Genomic DNA, 19,680 nt, shown 5'->3' with positions numbered 1-19,680 from the left:
GCCGGACCCCCGACCTACCGTGCGCCCATGACGCCATCATCGGAAGCCGCGTACGAACTCGCCCAGGTCAACATCGGCCGCCTCAAAGCCCCTTTGGACTCAGCCCAGTTGAAGCCGTTCACCGACGGCCTCGACCCGGTCAACGCCGTCGCCGACGCCTCCGACGGATTCGTCTGGAGGCTGCAGGGCGAGACGGGCGACGCGACCGACTTCCGCATGTTCGGCGACGAGTGGATCCTGGTCAACATGTCGGTGTGGCGGGACACGAACGCCCTCACGGCGTTCATGTACCAGGGGCAGCACCGGGAGTTGCTGGCGCGCCGCCGGGAGTTCTTCGAACGGCTGGAGGAGGCCGTCACGGCTCTGTGGTGGGTGCCGGCGGGACACCTGCCGACGGTGGAGGAGGCGGAGACCCGTCTCCTCCATCTGCGTGCGCACGGACCGACGGAGTACGCGTTCACCCTGCGTACGTCGTTCCCGCCAGGCCCCGCGAGCCCGGTGGCGGACCCGGTGTCGGAAACAGCGTCGGACGTCGTACCGGACCCGGCACCGGAGCCGTTCAGCCGATCGGCTTCCTGATCTCGTCGCGGATCTTGACGGCGGTCTCGGCGGCCGCCGCCAGGTCCACCTGAGCGGGCTTCTTCGTGACCGTGTCGGCGGTGATCTCGGCGATGGAGGCACCGGTGTTGCCGTCGACCCAGCCGCAGATGGGGATGGTGAGCTCCGTACCGGCCTGGGTCTGGACGAGCACCTCGCAGGTGACGGTGACATCGGAGCCGGCCGGCTTGAAGTCCTTGGGCTTGACGGCGACCTTGGCACCGGCGCCGCCGGCCGCGCCCTTCATCATGTTGTCGCGGGCGAGGCCGGTGTTCTTGAACCGGCCGTACATGCCGGAGATCACCAGCGTGCCCTTGGCCTGGTCGCCGCCGAGGCTGTACTGACCGACCACGGCCTTGGTGTCCCGGGCGTCCCAGGCACCGTCGGCCTCCTCCTCGATGGCCCGGCCCTCGGAGCGGGAGAGGTCGCCGGCGAGCTCGTACTTCTCTTCGAGCACCGTCTGCGGCAGCGTCAGCTTGTACTCGGCCTCGGGAAAGCCGCTGTCGGACTTCGTCCCGATCCACACGAGCACACCCACACCCACCACGACCAGCGCGACGACGCCACCGACGATGCCGAGGATCAGCCCGAGCCGGCTCTTCTTGGGCGGCGGCGCCATCGGGGCACCCCAGGGGGCGGGGCCGGGCGCGCCATAGGGCGGCTGCTGCCCGTAGGGGGGCTGGGGCGGCGGCTGCTGGCCGTACGGACCCGGCTGCTGCGGGCCCTGGTACGGCGGCGGAGGTGGCTGCTGACCGTAGGGCCCCGAAGTCGGGGGCGGGCCGTAGGGATTGTCGGGCGGCTGGGGCGGCGGAGTCGTGGACACGCCAGCACGCTACTGCACCCGGGTGAATGTGTAAGCCGCGCATAAGGCTACGAGACAGGTCTACGCGGAAGTGGCGCCCAAGGGATTGACCGACTTGCTGACAAGCGGTCTCATAAGAATGTGACGACAGTGACGGAAGCCGAGATACTCCGCGACGCACTCGGTGTGCTCAAGGACCGGGAGCAGGTCGCCGAACGGCTGCTCGACGCGTCCGCCAAGCACTCCTTCGACCCGGACAAGGAACTGGACTGGGACGCCCCCTTCGAGGACGGCAAGTGGTTCTGGCCGCCCGAGCTGGTCTCCCTCTACGGCACTCCTCTGTGGAACCGGATGAGCGAGGAGCAGCGCATCCTGCTCTCCCGGCACGAGGCGGCGGCGCTCGCCTCGCTCGGCATCTGGTTCGAGATCATCCTGATGCAGCTCCTCGTACGGCACATCTACGACAAGGCGGCGACGAGCGCGCACGTTCGTTACGCCCTGACGGAGATCGAGGACGAGTGCCGTCACTCGAAGATGTTCGCGCGCCTGATCAGCCGTGGCGGCACCCCGTACTACCCGGTCAGCCGGACGCACCAGAACCTGGGCCGCTTCTTCAAGACGGTGTCCACCACACCCGGTTCCTTCACGGCGACCCTGCTCGGCGAGGAGATCCTCGACTGGATGCAGCGCCTGACGTTCCCGGACGAGCGTGTCCAGCCGCTGATCAGGGGCGTGACGAGGATCCATGTGGTGGAGGAGGCCCGCCATGTCCGCTACGCCCGCGAGGAACTCCGCCGCCAGATGGTGACGGCCCCCAGGTGGTCCCAGGAGTACACCCGCGTCTCGTCCGGTGAGTTCGCCCGGATCTTCTCGGTCGCGTTCGTCAACCCTGACGTCTACGCGAACGTCGGCCTGGACAGGGCGGAGGCGGTGGCACAGGTGCGGGCCAGCGGGCACCGGCGGGAGGTCATGCAGACCGGCGCGAAGAAGCTGACGGACTTCCTGGACGACATCGGGGTGTTGCGGGGTGTCGGGCGGAGGCTGTGGATCTCATCCGGGTTGCTGGCACCCACCAGCCCGTCCGAGGGTCCCCCCTCTGGGGAAGTCTGAGGACGGCCCCTTCAGGGCCCAGGCGGGGGTCCGGGGGCGGCAAGCCCCCGGTGAGGGCCCGCACCGGCACAGGGCGCCCCACCTCACCTGCGGCACCCGATTACGCTGCCCCCATGACCCCCACTCCCGCGTACCGGCGACTCGGCGTCGAGGAACGGAGACACCAACTGCTGGAAGCCGCCCTCTCCCTCTTCGCGCACCGCCCCCCGGAGGACGTCTCCCTCGACGACGTGGCGGAGGCGGCCGGCGTCTCCCGCCCCCTCGTGTACCGCTACTTCCCCGGCGGCAAGCAGCAGTTGTACGAGGGCGCCCTCCGCTCCGCCGCCGAGGAACTCGAACTCTGCTTCGACGAACCCCTGGAGGGCCCGCTCCCCCAGCGACTCTCCCGGGCCCTGGACCGCTACCTCGCCTTCGTCGACGAGCACGACGCCGGCTTCAGCGCCCTCCTCCAGGGCGGCAGCGTCGTCGAGACGTCCCGTACGACGGCCATAGTGGACCGGGTCCGCCGTACCGCCGCAGAGCACATCCTCAGCCATCTCGGGGTCGCCGAACCCGGTCCCCGGCTGCGGATGACCGTACGGATGTGGATCACCTCGGTCGAGGCGGCCTCGCTGATCTGGCTGGACGAGGGCAAGCAGCCGCCGGTCGACGAGTTGCGGGACTGGCTGGTGGAGCAGTTCGCGGCGACGCTCACGGTGACCGCCGGACGCGACCCGCAGACCGCGGCGGTCGTACGCGACGCGCTGGGATCGGATACCGGAGACTGATCCCGTGAAGAGCCAAGACACCGCCTTCGAGGGCGGCCCCCTGGACGGCCGTGTGCTGCCCATCCTGCTCGGGCCGACCGGCCACCCGCCGAAGACGTACAAGGTCCCGGTACCGGACGCGGCCGGCGGCGCGCCGACCGTTCTGGTCTACCGGCGCGCTCCCAGGGGCCGGCCGGGAAAGCTGGGCCTGCACTCGGGCTGGAAGTACACGTACGACCCCGAGGGCGTCAGGCCCGGCGAAGGCAAGCTGCGCTGGCCGTGGTCCAGACCGGCCACGGGACCAGCCGCCACGCCGCAGGGCAAGCCGGACGACACGGACGGGTGACGGGGTTGGGCCGAACCGCGCACGCTCGGCGCGCGGACCTCGCGCCCGCGTCACAAGCTCGCGGTGCGGAGCGGAAGGGCTGCCCCGCACCGGAGGTGATGGCGTGTCAGGAAGGCTTCTGCGTCTGGTCTGCACGGCGGCGATGGCGGCCGGCACGCTCCTCTCACCCGTGCCCGCGCTGGCCGTACCCGACCCGAGCCCCTCGGCGACCAGGTCCCCCGGCGAGCCCCCGGCGGCAGAAGAACCCTCCGTCGCCGCCCTCCTGACGGACCTTCAGCGTCTGTACCGCCAGGCCGAGCAGGCCACCGAGACCTACGACGCCACCGCCGGGCGGCTGCAGCGACAGCGCGCCGAGGTGCGGCGACTGGACGGGCGGCTCGTGCGCGCCCGGCTCTCCCTGCACGAGCGGCGCGGCGCCCTGGGCCGGCTCGCCCGGCAGCAGTACCAGAGCAGCACCGACATCTCCCCCTACGTACAGCTGCTGCTGGCCCGCGATCCGCAGCACGCGCTCGAACAGGGCCATGTGATCCGGCAGTTGGCGCTGGAGCGGGTCGAGACGGTGGGCCGGCTGGTCGGCGGCGAAAGGCACACCGGCGGTCTGGCGCGCGCGGCCCGTGCCGCCCTGGACAAGCAACTCACCCTCGCCGAACAGCAGAAGCGGGACCGGGACGCCGTACGGGCGCGGCTCCGAGAGGTCGAGGAGCTGCTCGCCACCCTCAGCACCGAACAGCTCGCCGAGCTGGCCGAGTTGGAGCAGGATCAAGTCACCGGCAAACAGCGGGAGTTCGTCACCTCCGGCGCCCTCAGTGCCGACCGGGCGCCGTCCGAGGAGGGTGAGCGGGCACTGCGGCAGGCCGTGGCGCAGCTCGGGAAGCCGTACGAGTGGGGTGCCGAGGGGCCGGCGTCGTTCGACTGTTCGGGGCTGACCTCGCAGGCCTGGGAGGCGGCGGGCCGGCCCATTCCCCGGACCAGCCAGGAGCAGTGGGCGCGGCTGCCGCACATCCCGCTGGCCGAGCTGCGCCCCGGTGACCTCGTCGTCTACTTCCCCGAGGCGACGCACGTGGCCCTCTACCTCGGGGACGGGATGGTCGTGCAGGCGCCGCGGCCCGGCGCGAGGGTGAAGGTGTCGCCGATCTCGGCCAACCCGGTGCTGGGCGCCGTACGGCCGGACCCGGCGGGGGAGCCCCTGCGGCGCTACACACCGCCGAAGCTCCCCGCCGACGCCATGGCGGGCCCGGACGAGGGCTACTCCCTCGCCACGGAGCCCACGGAATCCGCAGAGTCCGCAGAACCCCCGGAAACCGCAGAGCCCAGCGACTACGCCCCGGTGAGCGAACCCAGGTAGGCGGCCGTCTTCTCCGGCTCGTAGAAGAAGTTCTCGAAGTCCGACGGGTCGTTGAAGGCGTTGGCGAAGCGGTCGGCGGCCGGGGGCAACTGGCCTGCCGCGCCGAGGAGGTTGATGACGTGCTCCGGCGGCGGGCCGAGCATCGCGTTGGTCCACTTGGTGACGTGCTGGGCGGTGTCCCAGTAGCGGTCGAAGGTGGCCCGCATCCAGGTCTCGTCGAACTCCTTCTCGCCGTGTTCGAGGATCGAGGCGAGGTACGAAGCCGCGCACTTCGAGGCGGAGTTGGAGCCCTGGCCGGTGATCGGGTCGTTCGCCACGACCACGTCGGCCACGCCGAGGACCAGGCCGCCGCCGGGGAGGCGGCCGACCGGGTTGCGGACGGTGGGGGCGTAGCGGCCGGCCAAGGTGCCGCCGGCGTCGGTGAGTTCGGCCTTGGTGGCCCGCGCGTACTCCCACGGCGTGAACCGCTCCATGAGTTCCAGGGTCAGGGAGAGGTGCTCGGCGGGGTCGCGGACGCCGTTGAAGACGTCGAGCGGGCCGCCGGGTATGCCCTCCCAGAACAGGATGTCGGCGCGGCCCGAGGTGGTGAACGTCGGCATGACGAACAGCTCGCCGACGCCCGGGACCAGGTTGCAGCGGACGGCTTCCGTGTCCGGGTGCTCGGGGCGCGGGCCCAGACCGTGGACATAGGCGACGGCCAGCGCGCGCTGCGGCTCGCGGTACGGGGAGCGCTCCGGGTCGCGGGCGAACATCGACACCAGTTCGCCCTTGCCCGCGGCGACCAGGACGAGGTCGTACGTACGGGAGAAGTAGTCCAGGTCGCCGACCGCCGCGCCGTGGATGACCAGTTGGCCGCCGCGCTGGGCGAACGTCTCCATCCAGCCGGCCATCTTCACCCGCTGGTCGACCGACTGGGCGTAGCCGTCGAGCGTGCCCACCCAGTCGATCGCGCGCTGGGTCGGGCCCGGGTCGTGCGAGCCGGGGGCCGCGACCGAGACGCCGAGTCCTTCGATCTTCGGGGCCTGGGACTCCCAGAAGTTCAGCTGGAGATCGCGCTCGTGCTGGAGGGCGGTGTCGAACATGCACTGCGTGGACATGACCCGGCCGGACCGGATCTCGTCCGAGGTCCGATTGGACATCAGGGTGACCTCGTACCCCTGCGACTGGAGTCCGAGGGCTATCTGAAGGCCGGCCTGACCGGCTCCGACGACGAGTATCTTCCGCATACGGTCTGGTCTCTCCCCATGTCGCAGTTGCGTCGCAGTTACGTCGACCTGGCTGTCATGTCGACTTGCTCGGGACTGACGTCCAGCGCGTGGCCCACCAGGGCGAGCAGGGTCTCGATCACCGGGAGGCGGCGCCGCGCATCCATGATCATGACAGGTATGTGTGCGGGCACGGTGAGCGCCTCCCGCACGTCCTCCGCTTCGAACTCCGCACTGCCGTCGAAGTGGTTGACGGCCACGACGTAGGGCAGCCCGCAGCTCTCGAAGTAGTCGAGCGCCGGGAAGCACTCCTTCAGCCGCCGGGTGTCGGCCAGCACGACCGCGCCGATCGCGCCGCGCACCAGGTCGTCCCACATGAACCAGAACCGCTGCTGGCCCGGCGTACCGAAGAGGTAGAGCACCAGGTCGTCGTCGAGCGTGACGCGGCCGTAGTCCATGGCCACGGTGGTCGTCTGCTTGTCCGGGGTCGCGGTGAGGTCGTCGGTGCCCTCGCTCGCCTCGGTCATCAGCGCCTCCGTCTGGAGGGGCTCGATCTCCGAGATGGTGCCGACCATGGTGGTCTTGCCGACACCGAAACCGCCTGCGATCACGATCTTCGTGGCGATCGGCGCACGGGTGCGGTCCTCCTGCCACGGCCGCAACTCCTCGGTCTCCAGCGGAAGTCGGCCTTCCGGAGAGAGTTGGAGAAGCGGGGACACACCACGGGCGACGTCAGAGACGACGGAGTCCACTCAGCACCCTTTCCAGCAGCGCGCGGTCCGGCTGCCCCGGCCCGTGACCGGTTCCGTACACACGGATCTTTCCCTGGTCCGCGAGATCGCTGAGGAGCACGCGGACCACGCCCAGCGGCATCTTCAGCAGCGCGGCGATCTCGGCCACCGTACGCATCCGGCGGCACAGTTCGACGATGGCCCGCAGCTCCGGCATGACCCGGGTACTGAGGGAACCATTCTCCAACTCCTTGCGCTCCTCGGGCGCTTCGATCGCGGCGACGAACGTCTCGACGAGGAGGACATGGCCGAAGCGGGTCCGGCCGCCGGTCAGCGAGTACGGGCGCACCCGGGCCGGTTTGCGGTCGCCGCCACGGACGGGGAGCCTGGGCACGTCCGGGGTGGCGCTCACTTGACGACCTCCGCCGAACGGTCCTTCACGGACCGGACGGCCATCGGCCCGACCGCCGCCGGCTCGTTGTCCGGCGCCCCGCGTTCGATCGACTCCCGCAGCTCACTGCGGAGTTCGGGGGTCAGGACGTGTCCGGCGCGGCCCACGAAGAGCGCCATGTGGTACGCCACCACGCTCATGTCGCAGTCCGGGGATCCGTGCACGCCCAGCAGCGAGCCGTCGCTGATCGACATCACGAAGAGGGTGCCGTCCTCCATCGCGACCATGGTCTGCTTGACGCCGCCGTAGTCCATCAGCTTGGCGGCGCCGATGGTGAGGCTGCCGATGCCGGAGACGATCGTGGCGAGGTCGGCGGCGGAGCCTCTGGGGCCGGCCGGCCGGTCGGGCCGACGTTCCGCGTTCCTGTCTGGGTCGGACGAGAGCAGGAGCAGACCGTCCGAGGAGACCACCGCGACCGACGTCAGTCCCGGCACCTCCTCGACGAGGTTGCTCAGCAGCCAGTGCAGGTTGCGGGCTTCGCTACTCAGGCCGAAGGTACTGGGCGCGGTCAACTGCTTGCCTCCTCGACTGTTCCCCCCGTGGTTTCTTCGGCACGTGCCGGCTCTGCCGTACGTGCCGTACTCGCCGTCTGCTCCGCGATCTCCGCCTCCACGTCACGGTGTCCGTCGCGCGCCCCCCGGTGGAACCCGCCGAGCCTGCGCCGCAGCGCCTCGGCGTCGACGGAACCCGTCCGTGGTCTCGGCGGCGCGACGGGCGCGGTGATCCTCGGGGTCCGCTTGGGCAGCCCCTTGTCGGTGATCGGTTCCTCCTCGACACGCTCGTGCGTGTCGGGGCCGATGGCGTAGGGGTCCTGGGCGGTGGTTCCGCTCGCGGTCGCGGATACGGCTTCGCTGTCGCGGGCGCTGTCGGGAGCCGTGGGGACGGCCGGCTCGGCGGTGTCCTCGGCCGGGGGTTCCGGCACGAGCAGTTCCATGGTGATCTCGGACGCGGGGAGAGGCTCGGGGGCATCCGTGTCCGCCCCGGCTTCGGCGTCGGCCTCCGCGTTCCGTACGGCCCGCTCCGCAGCGGCGATCATCGGGTCGGGGGCGTCGGCCGGGATCGGGGCATCGGCCGGCAGCTCGCCCGGCCCGGAGTCGAGCTCCCGGTCCGGTTCCTCGGCCTCCGAACGCCCTTGCAGGACATTGGAGTTGACCTCGGCATCGGCGCCCGGGAAGGACAGCGCCGAGCCGCCGAGCGTCGACGTGGCCGACGGTGGTACGGCGGCCGGGTCCGGGGCCAGCAGCGTCTTCGGCAGGACCACGACCGCCGCGACACCGCCCTGCTTCTGTTCCCGCAACTGCACCCGCACCCCGTGCCGATGGGCGAGCCTCGCGACGACGTACAGCCCGAGCCCCAGCCCGTCGCCGCCCTCCTTGTCGGCTCCGCCGCCCGTCTCGTACGTGTCGTGCGGGACGTCCGGATCGAAGTCGGCGAGGCGGGAGTTGAGGCGGACCAGGCGCTCGGCGGTCATACCGATGCCCTCGTCCTGGACGGAGATCATGACCTCGCCGCTCTCCAGGAGCCAGCCGGAGATCTCCACCGGAAGCTCGGGCGGCGTGAACGAGGTGGCGTTCTCCAGGAGTTCGGCCAGCAGATGGCTGACGTCGTCGGCGGCGAACCCGGCGAGATGCCCGTGCGGCGGCAGCGCGGCGATGCGCACCCGCTCGTACCGCTCGATCTCGCTCACGGCGGCGCGGACCACGTCGACGAGCGGGACGGGACCCGCGTGCTGGTGGCCGTGTTCGGCACCGGCGAGGACGAGGAGGTTCTCGCTGTGCCGGCGCATGACGGTGGCGAAGTGGTCGAGCTTGAAGAGGGTGGCGAGCCGGTCCGGGTCCTGCTCGCGCTCCTCCAGGCCCTCGATGACGGCGAGTTGACGCTCGACGAGGCCGAGGGTGCGCAGCGCGAGGTTGACGAAGGTGCCGTGGATGCTGTGCCGGGTGCGGGCCAGATGGGCGGCGGCGTCGGCGAGTTCGGTGCGCAGTTCCTCGCGGGCGTCGGCCATCTTCTGGCGCTGGCCGACCAGGTGCTTGCGGTCGGACTCCAGGGTGGCGATGCGCTCGTGGACGGCGAGGGCGCGGGCGTGCAGGGCGTTGACGGAGCGGACGACCTGGGCGAACTCGTCGTTGCGGCCGGTGAACCTGACCGGTTCCTCGGCGAGCGGGTCGGCGGCCTCGGCCAGCCGGGCGGTGCCCCGGCGCAGCACGGAGAGCGGACGGGTGAGGGAGCGGGCCATGGCGGTGGCGATACCGACGGCGACCAGCAGGAGGGCGCCGAGGGCGGCGATCCGGATCTCCAGCTCGGTGACGTCGTCGTCGCGGAGCTTGGTGAGGGCTTTGGTCCGGCGGTCGTAGAGGGCGGACTCGACGCCGCGCATCAGTTCGAGGCGGGCGGAGACGGCCGCGTCCACGCCGCTGAGGCTGGTGGCGAGTTCGCTCGTGGACAGCGTGGGCTGGTCGGTGAGCGAGGCGAGGTACTTGTCGGCGGTGTCGACCTCGGGTCCGGTGACCGTGGAGTCGTAGCTGCCGACGGCGGCCTCGGGGGCCGTCTCGCGGAAGTCGGTGATCGCCGCGTCCGAGCGCAGACGGGCCTGCTGGGCGGCGGCGGTGAGCTCGCCCCGCGTCCTGGTGTCGGCCGCGGAGGAGACGGTCTGCTCGGACGACAGCCCGGTGACCGGGTCGTACACGGTCTCCGTGGACGTCGGCACGCTGAGCGCGGCGAGGAGGAGGCCCCGGGCGGCGGCGGCCTGCTGGACGGCGGAGTCGAGTTCGGCGAGGGCGTAGGCGCCGGCGCCCGCTCGCGGCGGCTGCTTCTGGGCCAGTTGCTCGGCGAGGCGGTGCAGCCCGGCGATGGCGGCGGAGTACGTCTCGTGCGCCTGGAGGGCGGTGCCCTTCCCGGTGAGCGCCGCGCTGCGCAGTGTCGCGATGTCGTCGAGGTCGGCGCGAAGCGCGGCCGGGGTGTCCGGGTTCGCACGCAGGTCGCCGACCTCCCGGTCGACCCGGGCGGCGCGCTGCTCCGAGGGCGCCTTCGCCTTGGGGCGGCCGGCGGCGATGTAGACGGTGACCTCGTCGCGTTCGTCGGCGAGCGAGTGGGCGAGGGTCAGGGCGTCCTGGGTCTGCGTCGCGAGCGTCACCAGGTTCTGGGAGTCGTTGAGCTGCGAGGATGCGGCGACGACGGACGGGGCGCCGGCCCCGGCGATCGCGGCGGCCACGACGGCGACGGCCACGATGAGCCGGTTGCGGACGTGGGCGGGGCGACCCCGGCCCGCGGGATCGGTCGGGGCGTCACCGGTAGCGCCCCCTGCGGGAGCTGTCTGCCTGCCTGTGCGCCGAGGCCGCGTCTTCTGCACCGGTGCTCGCATTCCTGACTCGTGTGCCCATGGGCCCGGGTGACGATCCGTCGGGACCCGGATGACGATCCGTCAACTGCATGGCCGCCCGGATGGTTCTGGCCTGCCACTCACCCGGTACGGTTCCGGTTCCCCGGCACGGTCCGGCTCCCGACCCTCCCATGCCGGTGGGCAGGGAGTGCGCGTCACCTGACCCGCCACTCAAAGGAGTGAACATCAAGGAGTCAACATCGGCGGGGAGTTGGCGGCAAGTTCCTCCGGCCTGTGCCCCCGCCGTGCCCGGCAGGCCGGTTGGACGTGGGCGGCGGGCTTTGACATTATCCGCCGCGACGTCTTCACGGAGTGGATCATTCTCTCCCAAACCTGGCGCCTGACCAGCGGCTACACACTGTTCCGGCAATCGTTGCCAGCGTTTTGAGAAGCTCGTGAAGGGCTCGTGCAGACTGGCCGGATGCGCACTGAACTCGTCACGGAGCCCGGCGATCCGGCCCGCCCCAATGAGGACTTCGCAGCGATCGGACTTCCCGCCTCCGGGCAGGGTGGTTCGCTCGTCCTCCTGGACGGGGTGACTCCCCCCAGGGCCGGTACGGGCTGTCTGCATTCCGTCCCCTGGTACACGGCCCGGCTCGGCGGCGCGCTGACCGAACTGTCTGTTTCACAACGGGATATGCCCCTCGTCGAGGTACTCGCGGCTGCGATCTCTCGTACCGCCGAGGCCCACACGCAAACCTGTGACCTTTCTCACCCACGCACCCCCCAGGCGACCGTGGTTCTCGCCCGCTGGTCACCGGCCACCGTGGAGCACCTGGTCCTGTCCGACTCGGCCCTGCTGACCGAGTCCCCGGACGGCACGGTCACCGCGCACCTGGACGACCGGCTGTCCCGCGTCCCCCGCGCATCCCTGGCCACGGACGCGATCGCCGACGCGACGGTACGCAACAGGGAGGGCGGCTTCTTCACGGCGGCGGCCGATCCGTCGGTGGCTTCCCGCGCGGTGACGGGTTCACTCCCCCGCGCCGAGGTCCGCGCGCTGGCCGCCCTGACGGACGGGGCGACCCGCTGGGTGGAGAGGTTCGGCGAGGGCGACTGGACGGCCTGCTTCACCGCCGTGCGCAAGGAGGGCCCGGGGGCGCTGGTGAACCGCGTACGGGAGCTGGAACGGGCCGACGCGGGCGGCGGCCGGCCACGACTGGGCCGCAGCAAGACGCACGACGACGCGACGGTGGTGTACGTGGAGCTGTGACGGCCGGGGACCACCGGCCGTCGGTGCGGTGGGCCTACTTCTCCATGCCGAGGTTGAGCTGGTGGAGCAGCCGGGCCAGTTCGGCCACCTCCATGCGGTCCCAGGCGGCCAGCTTGCGCACGTACCGCTCCCGTCGCGCCTCCCGGACGGCACGGAAGCGGACGCGGCCCTCGTCCGTGAGGTGGACGAGCCAGGCGCGTCCGTCGGCGGGGTCCGGCTCGCGGGCGATCAGGCCCAGCTCCTCCAGGGCCCGCAGCTGGCGGGACATGGTGGCCTTGCCGACACCGATGTAGGCCGCGAGCTCGGTGGCACGCTGGCGCCCGCACTCGTCGAGGCGCACCAGTAGTCCGTACGCCGACGACTCCAGGTCGGGGTGGACCTCGCGGGCCATCTCCCCGGAGTTGGCCCGGGCGCGCCGCAGGAACACCGTCAACTCGCGCTCCAGGGCGAGGAATTCCCGCTCGACCCCACGCCCGGGGGTCGCGGACTCGACTCGCCGCCCGCCGGGGTTCCCCTCGCCGTTCCCGTCCTCGTGCACGTCAGCACCCCTGATCCGGTTTCGCCGCTCTGGAAGTTTCGTCGAACACGGCCATCGCCGCAGCTCGGACAGTATTTCGCAGGCCCGGGGAGACGACGTCATCCAGGTCCCCTCGGAGCCCCGAATCCGGATACGGGAAGGCCCGGGCACCCCTTCCGGGACCCGGGCCCTCGCCAACCGACAGCGTCCGTCACGCCGCTGCCGGAACCCTCACCTCCGCCGGGTTCTCCGCCGGAGTGAGCGCCAGTTCGAGGACCTGGCGGACGTCCGTGACGGCGTGGACGTCGAGCTTCTCCAGGACCTCGGCCGGGACGCCGTCCAGGTCGGCCTCGTTGCGCTTCGGGATGATCACGGTGGTGACACCGGCCCGGTGCGCGGCGAGCAGCTTCTGCTTCACACCACCGATGGGCAGCACCCGCCCGGTCAGCGAGACCTCACCGGTCATGGCGACGTCCGTCCGGACGAGCCGTCCGCTGAGCAGCGAGGCGAGGGCGGTCGTCATGGTGACGCCCGCGCTCGGACCGTCCTTGGGCACGGCCCCCGCCGGGAAGTGGATGTGCACGCCCCGGTCCTTCAGGTCACCCACCGGCAGTTCCAGTTCGGCGCCGTGCGAACGCAGGAAGGAGAGCGCGATCTGCGCGGACTCCTTCATCACGTCACCGAGCTGCCCGGTGAGGGTCAGTCCGGCGGCGCCGGTCTCCGGGTCGGCGAGCGACGCCTCGACATAGAGGACGTCACCGCCGGCCCCGGTGACCGCGAGCCCGGTCGCGACACCGGGTACGGCCGTCCGCCGCTCGGCCGGGTCCGTGGCGGACTCGGGCACGTGGTGGGGCCGCCCGATGAGTGCGCGCAGGTCGTCCTCAGTGACGGTGAACGGCAGCTTCCGCTCCCCGAGTTCGTGCTGTGCGGCGACCTTGCGCAGCAGCCGCGCGATGGACCGCTCCAGGTTCCGTACACCGGCCTCCCGGGTGTACTCCCCGGCGAGCTTGCGCAACGCGCTCTCGTCGAGGGCGACTTCGGCGCCTTCGAGGCCGGCCCGCTCCAACTGCCGTGGCAGCAGGTGGTCCCGGGCGATGACGACCTTCTCGTCCTCCGTGTACCCGTCCAGCCGGACGAGTTCCATCCGGTCGAGCAGTGCCTCGGGGATGGCTTCGAGAACGTTGGCGGTGGCGAGGAACACCACGTCGCTGAGGTCGAGTTCGACTTCGAGGTAGTGGTCGCGGAAGGTGTGGTTCTGCGCCGGGTCGAGGACTTCGAGCAGCGCGGCGGCGGGGTCGCCCCGGAAGTCGGAGCCGACCTTGTCGATCTCGTCGAGGAGAACGACGGGGTTCATGGACCCGGCCTCCTTGATGGCCCGCACGATGCGCCCGGGCAGCGCACCGACATACGTACGCCGGTGACCGCGGATCTCGGCCTCGTCCCTGACGCCACCGAGCGCGACCCGGACGAACTTCCGCCCCATGGCGTGCGCGACGGACTCACCGAGGCTGGTCTTGCCGACCCCGGGCGGCCCGACGAGCGCGAGCACGGCGCCGCCACGGCGCCCGCCGACAACGCCCAGTCCACGCTCGGCGCGCCGCTTGCGCACGGCGAGGTACTCGGTGATGCGCTCCTTCACGTCCTGAAGGCCCGCGTGCTCGGCGTCGAGCACGGCCTGGGCGCCCTGGATGTCGTACGAGTCCTCGGTCCGCTCGTTCCACGGCAGTTCGAGAACGGTGTCGAGCCAGGTCCGGATCCAGCCGCCCTCGGGCGACTGCTCGGAGGACCGCTCCAGCTTGTCGACCTCCTTGAGGGCTGCCTCGCGCACGTTCTCCGGCAGATCGGCGGCTTCGACGCGGGCCCGGTAGTCGTCGGACTCCTCGCCCTCCTGCTCGCCGTTGAGGTCGCGCAGTTCCTTGCGTACGGCTTCCAGCTGCTTGCGCAGCAGGAACTCCCGCTGCTGCTTGTCGACGCCCTCCTGGACGTCCTTCGCGATGGTCTCGGCGACATCCTGTTCGGCGAGGTGGTCGCGCAGGTGCTGGGTGGCGAGCTTCAGCCGGGCCACCGGGTCGGTGGTCTCCAGCAGTTCGATCTTCTGGTCGGTGCTGAGGAAGGGCGAGTAACCGGAATTGTCGGCAAGGGCGGAGACATCGTCGATGGCCTGTACACGGTCGACGACCTGCCAGGCGCCGCGCTTCCGGAGCCAGGAGGTGGCAAGGGCCTTGTATTCCTTGGCGAGTTCGGTGACGTGACCGGGCACGGGGTCCGGCACGGTCTCGTCGATCCGGGTCCCCTCGACCCACAGCGCGGCCCCCGGGCCGGTGGTCCCGGCACCGATCCGCACCCGCCCCCGGGCACGGATGAGGGCACCGGGATCCCCGTCGGCCAGCCGGCCGACCTGCTCGACGGTGCCGAGGACACCGGTGCTCGGGTATGTCCCGTCGATGCGCGGCACGAGCAGAACCCTGGGCTTGCCGGGCTCGCTGCCCGAGGCGGCCTGGGCGGCCTCCACGGCGGCACGCACCTCGGCGTCGTTCAGGTCCAGCGGAACAACCATGCCGGGCAGCACGACCTCGTCGTCGAGCGGCAGCACGGGCAGTGTGAGCGGTGTGGACGTCGAAGCCATGATCTCCCCTTCGGCATTCAAGTTGAGCTATGCCGACTCAATGCTCGGGGCGGGTCGATTGTTCCCCGGGGCGTGTTCGCCGTGAGCGATCACCTCTGTCGCGACTGCCGAGCGCCCACCTACAGTGACTTAAGTAATACTCATTACGCCACATTAACCATTACATACAGGGGTCGGTATGAGCGGGAACATGGACGGAATCGTGCGGGCCTGGGTCGACGGCTGGGTGGTCTCGCGCGGGGCTTCGCCGCCCCTGGCCGAGCCCTGGGGATACACGATCGACGTGGGCACGTCCGAGCACGTCACCCGGCACGTCCTCGACGCCGTGAATGACGGCGTCGAGGAGCGGACCGTCCGGAAGGTGGCCGGTGCGGTGACCGGGGCGGGCGTGTGGCTCAAGGTGTTCGACGACCCGGCGAAGGTGGGCGGCTGGCTCGGCGAGGGCTGGTGGATCGGCCCCGAGCCGGGCTACCTGATGTCGGCCCCACTGTCCGCCGCGGAGCCACTGGCCGCCCCTGACGGATACCGGGTCCGAGTGTGGACACGCGGCGGCGTCACGCGCGTGATGCTCGCGGCACCCGACGGCTCCTGGGCGGCCCGCGGCCAGATAGCGCCGACGGGCAGCACGGCGGTCGTCGACCAGGTGGAGACCTCCCCCGCACACCGCCGCCGGGGCCTCGGCGCCTTCGTGATGCGAACGCTGGCCCAGGAGGCCGTCACACAGGGCGCGGAGAAAGGTGTACTGGCCGGAACACCGGACGGACGGGCGCTGTACGAGGCGCTGGGCTGGCGGGTGGAGGCGCCTCTGACGAACGCGAAGTACGTCGGGGCGGCCGGCCAAAGGCCCTAGACCCGCCTCCACCGCCTCGCCCAGGGCCAGGTGGCGACCCCGATGGCCAGCGCCATCACATGGCCCCAGTTGGTCATCGGATCCGTGTAGGCGATCAGATCCCCCACCAGCATCCCGCCGAACACGAGCAGCACCGGCCACCCCAGCCAGGGCCGCAGCAGCCCCGCCAGTGCCCCCACACTCGCCGCGACCCCGAAACTGACCCCGTAGTCGAGCCGGTGCAGCGAGCTCCCGGGCAGCCACCCCACCAGCACCGCGAGCCCCACCGGCACCTCGGTAGCGAGAGTGGCCAGCACATGCCCGAGCGCGAACACCCCGGCGGTGCGCAGCCCGCCGATCCGCCGCTCCAGCGCGGTAAGAACAAGGAGGAGGACAACGGCGTACGGCGATGCCACGCCACCCACGACCCACAGCGCGCTGGTGACCAGCACGAACACGGGCGTCCGCAGGAGATGGGCGACGTCGGTGCTGGAGCCCTGGTGGAGGGCGTGCACGAGGGCGGGGTCCGCGTACTCGGCGACCAGCGCCGTCACCAGGAGGACGGCCACGAACGTGAAGGTGAACGGGGTCCCGGTGGGAGTGGGCAGGAGGCGCCAGGGCCGGAGGACCCGCTTCCCGGTGACAGCCTCGTCCGGCACCGCAGTTTCCGCAGGAGACACCGGCGGAACCATCGGCACCGGCGGCACGGACACGGCGTCCGCCGGCCCCCGCTGTCTCGGCATCCCGTCCAGCAGTCGTACGCCCTCCGCGACGGGGGCGCCCGAGGGCGCCGGTGAACCCGTCGTCACGTCACCCGACGCATCGGCCCGTTCCACGGTGAGGCGCTCCTTCCGTTTCGCCCCAGCCTTCGCCTCCCCCACGCGGTTGTCTGTGACCCGCGCCACGCCCCGGCCGATTCACAGCAAGCCGACAGGCCGCATAAAGACCGAGCTCATCCGGGGCGCACTGCGCCAAGATGTCGCCATGACCCACCCGACCACCTCCTACGACACCCCCGAAGTCCTGGACAGCCGCGAGGGCCCGTACGGCGAGGTCGTCCTGCGGCGGCACGGGGAGTTACTGCAGATCATCGCCAACGGGTGTTTCCTGATGGACACTTCGGACGGCCGGTCCGAGCGCCTCCTCGTCGACGCCGCCCTCGACGCCCTCACCCCCGGCACCCGGGCCGCGGCCCCGCACGTCCTCATCGGCGGCCTCGGCGTCGGGTTCTCCCTCGCGCACGCCGCGGCCGACCCCCGTTGGGGCGGCATCACCGTCGTCGAGCGTGAACCGGCGATCATCGGATGGCATCGGGACGGACCGCTCGCCCCGGTCTCCTCCGACGCGCTCGCCGACCCCCGTACCGAGGTCGTCGAAGCCGATCTCGTGAGATACGTCAATGAGACCTCCGCCACATTCGACGCGCTGTGTCTCGACATCGACAACGGCCCCGACTGGACCGTCACGGAGGACAACCAGAGCCTGTATTCGCAGGCCGGACTGGCAAGCTGTGCAAGGGTGTTGAGGCCGGACGGGGTGCTCGCGGTGTGGTCCGCGCAGCCCTCTCGGGAATTTGAGGGAACTCTACGGAATGCCGGATTCCGGTCAGTACGCACCGAAGAGATCCCCGTTGCCCGGGGAGTCCCCGACGTCGTCCACCTCGCCGTCCGACCTGGATAGACCCCTCGCGGTGACTGCCCGTACTCTGCTTCCCTGACGCCGATCACTCATCCGATCAGTCGTGCGTCAATCGCAGTCATGCGCGGACAAGCGCAGCCAAGGAACCACCCCACTGGTTCCGGAAAGCACACTTCAGGGACGGGCGATGGAGCAGACACACACCTCCCAGAACGGCGCGACGGCGACTCCTGGCGCCCAGCGCCGGGTTCTCGTGGTCGAGGACGATCCGACGATCGTCGACGCCATCGCGGCCCGTCTGCGTGCCGAGGGATTTCTCGTACAGACAGCGGGCGACGGGCCGGCCGCCGTCGACACCGCCGAGGCCTGGCAGCCCGATCTGCTGATCCTCGACATCATGCTGCCCGGCTTCGACGGGCTGGAAGTATGCAGGCGGGTACAGGCCCAGCGGGCCGTGCCGGTCCTGATGCTCACCGCGCGCGACGACGAGACCGACATGCTGGTCGGTCTCGGTGTCGGCGCCGACGACTACATGACGAAACCCTTCTCCATGCGTGAGCTGGCCGCGCGGGTGCATGTGCTGCTGCGCCGGGTCGAGCGGGCCGCCATCGCCGCGTCGACGCCGCGCTCCGGCATCCTGCGGCTCGGCGAGCTGGAGATCGACCACGCGCAGCGGCGGGTACGGGTGCGCTCCGAGGACGTGCACCTCACGCCCACCGAGTTCGACCTGCTCGTCTGCCTCGCCAACACGCCCCGCGCCGTCCTCTCGCGCGAGCAGCTGCTCGCCGAGGTGTGGGACTGGGCGGACGCCTCCGGCACCCGCACGGTCGACAGCCACATCAAGGCGCTGCGCCGGAAGATCGGCGCCGAGCGGATCCGTACGGTGCACGGGGTCGGGTACGCACTGGAGACACCGACGCCATGAACCGCGGGCGGCCGGCCGCACGGAGGAGCCCCGGGGAGCCCTGGGGCGGCGTACGCCCGTTCTCGATCAAGACCAAGCTGGGCGCACTGGTCGTCGTCTCGGTGCTGATCACCACCGGTCTGTCGATGATCGCGGTGCACACCAAGACGGAGCTCCGCTTCATCACGGTCTTCTCGATGATCGCCACACTGTTGATAACGCAGTTCGTGGCCCATTCGCTCACCGCGCCGCTGGACGACATGAACGCGGTGGCCCGTTCCATCTCGCAGGGCGACTACACACGCCGGGTGCGCGAGAACCGCTGGGACGAACTGGGCGACCTGGCCCAGACGATCAACGTCATGGCCGACGAGCTGGAGGCCCAGGACCGCCAGCGCAAGGAGCTGGTGGCGAACGTCTCGCACGAGCTGCGCACCCCCATCGCCGGACTGCGCGCGGTCCTGGAGAACGTGGTGGACGGGGTCTCGGCCGCCGACCCGGAGACCATGCGTACGGCGCTCAAGCAGACCGAGCGGCTCGGGCGGCTGGTGGAGACACTGCTGGACCTCTCCCGGCTCGACAACGGGGTCGTACCGCTGCGCACGCGCCGGTTCGAGGTCTGGCCCTATCTCTCCGGTGTGCTCAAGGAGGCCAGCATGCTCGCCTCCACGCGCGCGGGCATCGCGTCCGGCTCCGGCGGTCACACCCGTAACGACGTCCATCTGCACCTGGACGTCAATCCGCCCGGGCTGATCGCGCACGCCGACCCGGAGCGCCTCCACCAGGTCGTCGCCAACCTGATCGACAACGCGGTCAAGCACAGCCCGGCGCACGGCCGGGTCACGGTGAAGGCGCGGCGCGGGACGCTGACCGAGTCGCTGGAGCTGGAGATCCTGGACGAGGGTCCCGGTATCCCGCGCTCGGAGTGGCACCGGGTCTTCGAGCGGTTCAACCGCGGCGGCGTCAGCGCGCCGCACGGGCCGGGCAGCGACGGCGGTACGGGCCTCGGGCTGGCGATCGCTCGCTGGGCGGTCGATCTGCACGGCGGCCGGATCGGTGTGGCCGAATCCGAGCGAGGTTGCCGGATTTTGGTCACCCTTCCGGGAGAGTCATCCGTCCCAAGTTGACGTAAAGTTCGAAGCGGAGCCCCAAGATCCACCTGTCATCCGCGCTGACGGACGCGCGTGGACACGTGTGATTGCTCACAGGCCCGCGCATTTGGTGCGCCCGGCCGACAATTT

The 19,680-nt window shown here is 70.9% G+C and carries 19 protein-coding genes; 10 read left to right on the top strand and 9 right to left on the bottom strand.

The annotated features are described in order from the left end of the window. Positions 1–27 precede the first annotated feature (27 nt). Positions 28–579, top strand: a complete 552-nt coding sequence (locus OHN74_RS29770; protein ID WP_327697656.1) for a DUF3291 domain-containing protein — start codon at positions 28–30, stop codon at positions 577–579. On the opposite strand, the gene OHN74_RS29765 is transcribed toward OHN74_RS29770, so the two are convergent. Further along, entirely contained in the window at positions 560–1,420 is an 861-nt protein-coding gene (locus OHN74_RS29765) for a hypothetical protein (RefSeq protein ID WP_327697655.1), read from the bottom strand. The two genes, OHN74_RS29770 and OHN74_RS29765, sit on opposite strands and share 20 nt — an antisense overlap. A gap of 120 nt (positions 1,421–1,540) precedes the next feature. Between OHN74_RS29765 and OHN74_RS29760 the strand changes: the two genes are divergently transcribed. The 4 genes from OHN74_RS29760 to OHN74_RS29745 all read left to right on the top strand — a co-directional run bounded on the left by OHN74_RS29760 (position 1,541) and on the right by OHN74_RS29745 (position 4,946). After that, positions 1,541–2,509, top strand: a complete 969-nt coding sequence (locus OHN74_RS29760) for an AurF N-oxygenase family protein (RefSeq protein ID WP_327697654.1) — start codon at positions 1,541–1,543, stop codon at positions 2,507–2,509. Between the two features lie 113 nt (positions 2,510–2,622). After that, the gene (locus OHN74_RS29755) at positions 2,623–3,276 is read left to right on the top strand and encodes a TetR/AcrR family transcriptional regulator (RefSeq protein WP_327697653.1); all 654 of its coding nucleotides are present in this window, start codon (positions 2,623–2,625) and stop codon (positions 3,274–3,276) included. A 4-nt stretch (positions 3,277–3,280) separates the two neighbouring features. Further along, positions 3,281–3,601: a hypothetical protein gene (locus tag OHN74_RS29750; RefSeq protein ID WP_327697652.1), complete on the top strand. Its 321-nt coding sequence runs from the start codon at positions 3,281–3,283 to the stop codon at positions 3,599–3,601. Positions 3,602–3,704: 103 nt separating this feature from the next. Then, the gene (locus tag OHN74_RS29745; RefSeq protein ID WP_327697651.1) at positions 3,705–4,946 is read left to right on the top strand and encodes a C40 family peptidase; all 1,242 of its coding nucleotides are present in this window, start codon (positions 3,705–3,707) and stop codon (positions 4,944–4,946) included. On the opposite strand, the gene OHN74_RS29740 is transcribed toward OHN74_RS29745, so the two are convergent. Genes OHN74_RS29740 through OHN74_RS29720 form a run of 5 tightly spaced genes read right to left on the bottom strand, consistent with a single transcriptional unit; the run spans position 4,919 to position 10,694 of the window. Further along, positions 4,919–6,172, bottom strand: coding sequence for a styrene monooxygenase/indole monooxygenase family protein (locus OHN74_RS29740; protein ID WP_327697650.1), 1,254 nt, complete (start codon positions 6,170–6,172; stop codon positions 4,919–4,921). The two genes, OHN74_RS29745 and OHN74_RS29740, sit on opposite strands and share 28 nt — an antisense overlap. Before the next feature lie 38 nt (positions 6,173–6,210). Then, positions 6,211–6,903: a GTP-binding protein gene (locus tag OHN74_RS29735; protein WP_327697649.1), complete on the bottom strand. Its 693-nt coding sequence runs from the start codon at positions 6,901–6,903 to the stop codon at positions 6,211–6,213. After that, positions 6,884–7,294 (bottom strand): DUF742 domain-containing protein, encoded by a 411-nt coding sequence (locus OHN74_RS29730; protein ID WP_327697648.1) that lies wholly within the window; start codon positions 7,292–7,294, stop codon positions 6,884–6,886. Before OHN74_RS29730 ends, OHN74_RS29735 begins: the two co-directional genes overlap by 20 nt. Further along, a complete protein-coding gene (locus OHN74_RS29725) occupies positions 7,291–7,845 on the bottom strand; it encodes a roadblock/LC7 domain-containing protein (protein WP_327697647.1) in 555 nt (184 codons plus the stop codon). The genes OHN74_RS29730 and OHN74_RS29725 overlap by 4 nt, the downstream gene beginning before the upstream one ends. Further along, the gene (locus OHN74_RS29720; protein WP_327697646.1) at positions 7,842–10,694 is read right to left on the bottom strand and encodes a sensor histidine kinase; all 2,853 of its coding nucleotides are present in this window, start codon (positions 10,692–10,694) and stop codon (positions 7,842–7,844) included. The genes OHN74_RS29725 and OHN74_RS29720 overlap by 4 nt, the downstream gene beginning before the upstream one ends. Positions 10,695–11,133: 439 nt before the next feature. Here OHN74_RS29720 and OHN74_RS29715 point away from each other — a divergent pair, with 439 nt between their 5' ends. Then, positions 11,134–11,925: a hypothetical protein gene (locus tag OHN74_RS29715; RefSeq protein WP_327697645.1), complete on the top strand. Its 792-nt coding sequence runs from the start codon at positions 11,134–11,136 to the stop codon at positions 11,923–11,925. 34 nt (positions 11,926–11,959) lie between these two features. Here OHN74_RS29715 and OHN74_RS29710 read toward each other — a convergent pair whose 3' ends face one another. Further along, on the bottom strand, positions 11,960–12,463 hold the full coding sequence (locus OHN74_RS29710) for a MarR family winged helix-turn-helix transcriptional regulator (RefSeq protein WP_327697644.1): 504 nt from the start codon (positions 12,461–12,463) through the stop codon (positions 11,960–11,962). A 190-nt stretch (positions 12,464–12,653) separates the two neighbouring features. Further along, positions 12,654–15,068, bottom strand: coding sequence for an endopeptidase La (gene lon, locus OHN74_RS29705; RefSeq protein ID WP_327697643.1), 2,415 nt, complete (start codon positions 15,066–15,068; stop codon positions 12,654–12,656). Between the two features lie 190 nt (positions 15,069–15,258). Here lon and OHN74_RS29700 point away from each other — a divergent pair, with 190 nt between their 5' ends. Next, positions 15,259–15,918, top strand: a complete 660-nt coding sequence (locus tag OHN74_RS29700; RefSeq protein WP_327700327.1) for a GNAT family N-acetyltransferase — start codon at positions 15,259–15,261, stop codon at positions 15,916–15,918. On the opposite strand, the gene OHN74_RS29695 is transcribed toward OHN74_RS29700, so the two are convergent. Further along, positions 15,915–16,733, bottom strand: coding sequence for a rhomboid-like protein (locus OHN74_RS29695; protein ID WP_327697642.1), 819 nt, complete (start codon positions 16,731–16,733; stop codon positions 15,915–15,917). The genes OHN74_RS29700 and OHN74_RS29695 overlap by 4 nt on opposite strands. 148 nt (positions 16,734–16,881) lie before the next feature. Between OHN74_RS29695 and OHN74_RS29690 the strand changes: the two genes are divergently transcribed. From OHN74_RS29690 to OHN74_RS29680, 3 genes are all read left to right on the top strand, one after another. Continuing rightward, entirely contained in the window at positions 16,882–17,577 is a 696-nt protein-coding gene (locus tag OHN74_RS29690; RefSeq protein WP_327697641.1) for a spermidine synthase, read from the top strand. 145 nt (positions 17,578–17,722) lie between these two features. Beyond that, on the top strand, positions 17,723–18,460 hold the full coding sequence (locus OHN74_RS29685; RefSeq protein ID WP_006383578.1) for a response regulator transcription factor: 738 nt from the start codon (positions 17,723–17,725) through the stop codon (positions 18,458–18,460). Continuing rightward, positions 18,457–19,566: a HAMP domain-containing sensor histidine kinase gene (locus tag OHN74_RS29680; protein WP_327697640.1), complete on the top strand. Its 1,110-nt coding sequence runs from the start codon at positions 18,457–18,459 to the stop codon at positions 19,564–19,566. The genes OHN74_RS29685 and OHN74_RS29680 overlap by 4 nt, the downstream gene beginning before the upstream one ends. Positions 19,567–19,680 lie beyond the last annotated feature (114 nt).

Origin of the sequence: Streptomyces sp. NBC_00459, assembly GCF_036013955.1 — a bacterium.
Lineage (GTDB): Bacteria > Actinomycetota > Actinomycetes > Streptomycetales > Streptomycetaceae > Streptomyces.
The sequence above is the reverse complement of the archived record's forward strand: the minus strand, read 5'-3'. Positions and strand labels throughout refer to the sequence as shown.

Coding starts and splice junctions, on each gene's coding strand:
- OHN74_RS29770 (WP_327697656.1), top strand. CDS start 28: ATGACGCCATCATCGGAAGCCGCGTACGAACTCGCCCAGGTCAACATC.
- OHN74_RS29755 (WP_327697653.1), top strand. CDS start 2,623: ATGACCCCCACTCCCGCGTACCGGCGACTCGGCGTCGAGGAACGGAGA.
- OHN74_RS29740 (WP_327697650.1), bottom strand. CDS start 6,172: ATGCGGAAGATACTCGTCGTCGGAGCCGGTCAGGCCGGCCTTCAGATA.
- OHN74_RS29720 (WP_327697646.1), bottom strand. CDS start 10,694: ATGCGAGCACCGGTGCAGAAGACGCGGCCTCGGCGCACAGGCAGGCAG.
- OHN74_RS29715 (WP_327697645.1), top strand. CDS start 11,134: ATGCGCACTGAACTCGTCACGGAGCCCGGCGATCCGGCCCGCCCCAAT.
- lon (WP_327697643.1), bottom strand. CDS start 15,068: ATGGCTTCGACGTCCACACCGCTCACACTGCCCGTGCTGCCGCTCGAC.
- OHN74_RS29700 (WP_327700327.1), top strand. CDS start 15,259: ATGGACGGAATCGTGCGGGCCTGGGTCGACGGCTGGGTGGTCTCGCGC.
- OHN74_RS29690 (WP_327697641.1), top strand. CDS start 16,882: ATGACCCACCCGACCACCTCCTACGACACCCCCGAAGTCCTGGACAGC.
- OHN74_RS29685 (WP_006383578.1), top strand. CDS start 17,723: ATGGAGCAGACACACACCTCCCAGAACGGCGCGACGGCGACTCCTGGC.
- OHN74_RS29680 (WP_327697640.1), top strand. CDS start 18,457: ATGAACCGCGGGCGGCCGGCCGCACGGAGGAGCCCCGGGGAGCCCTGG.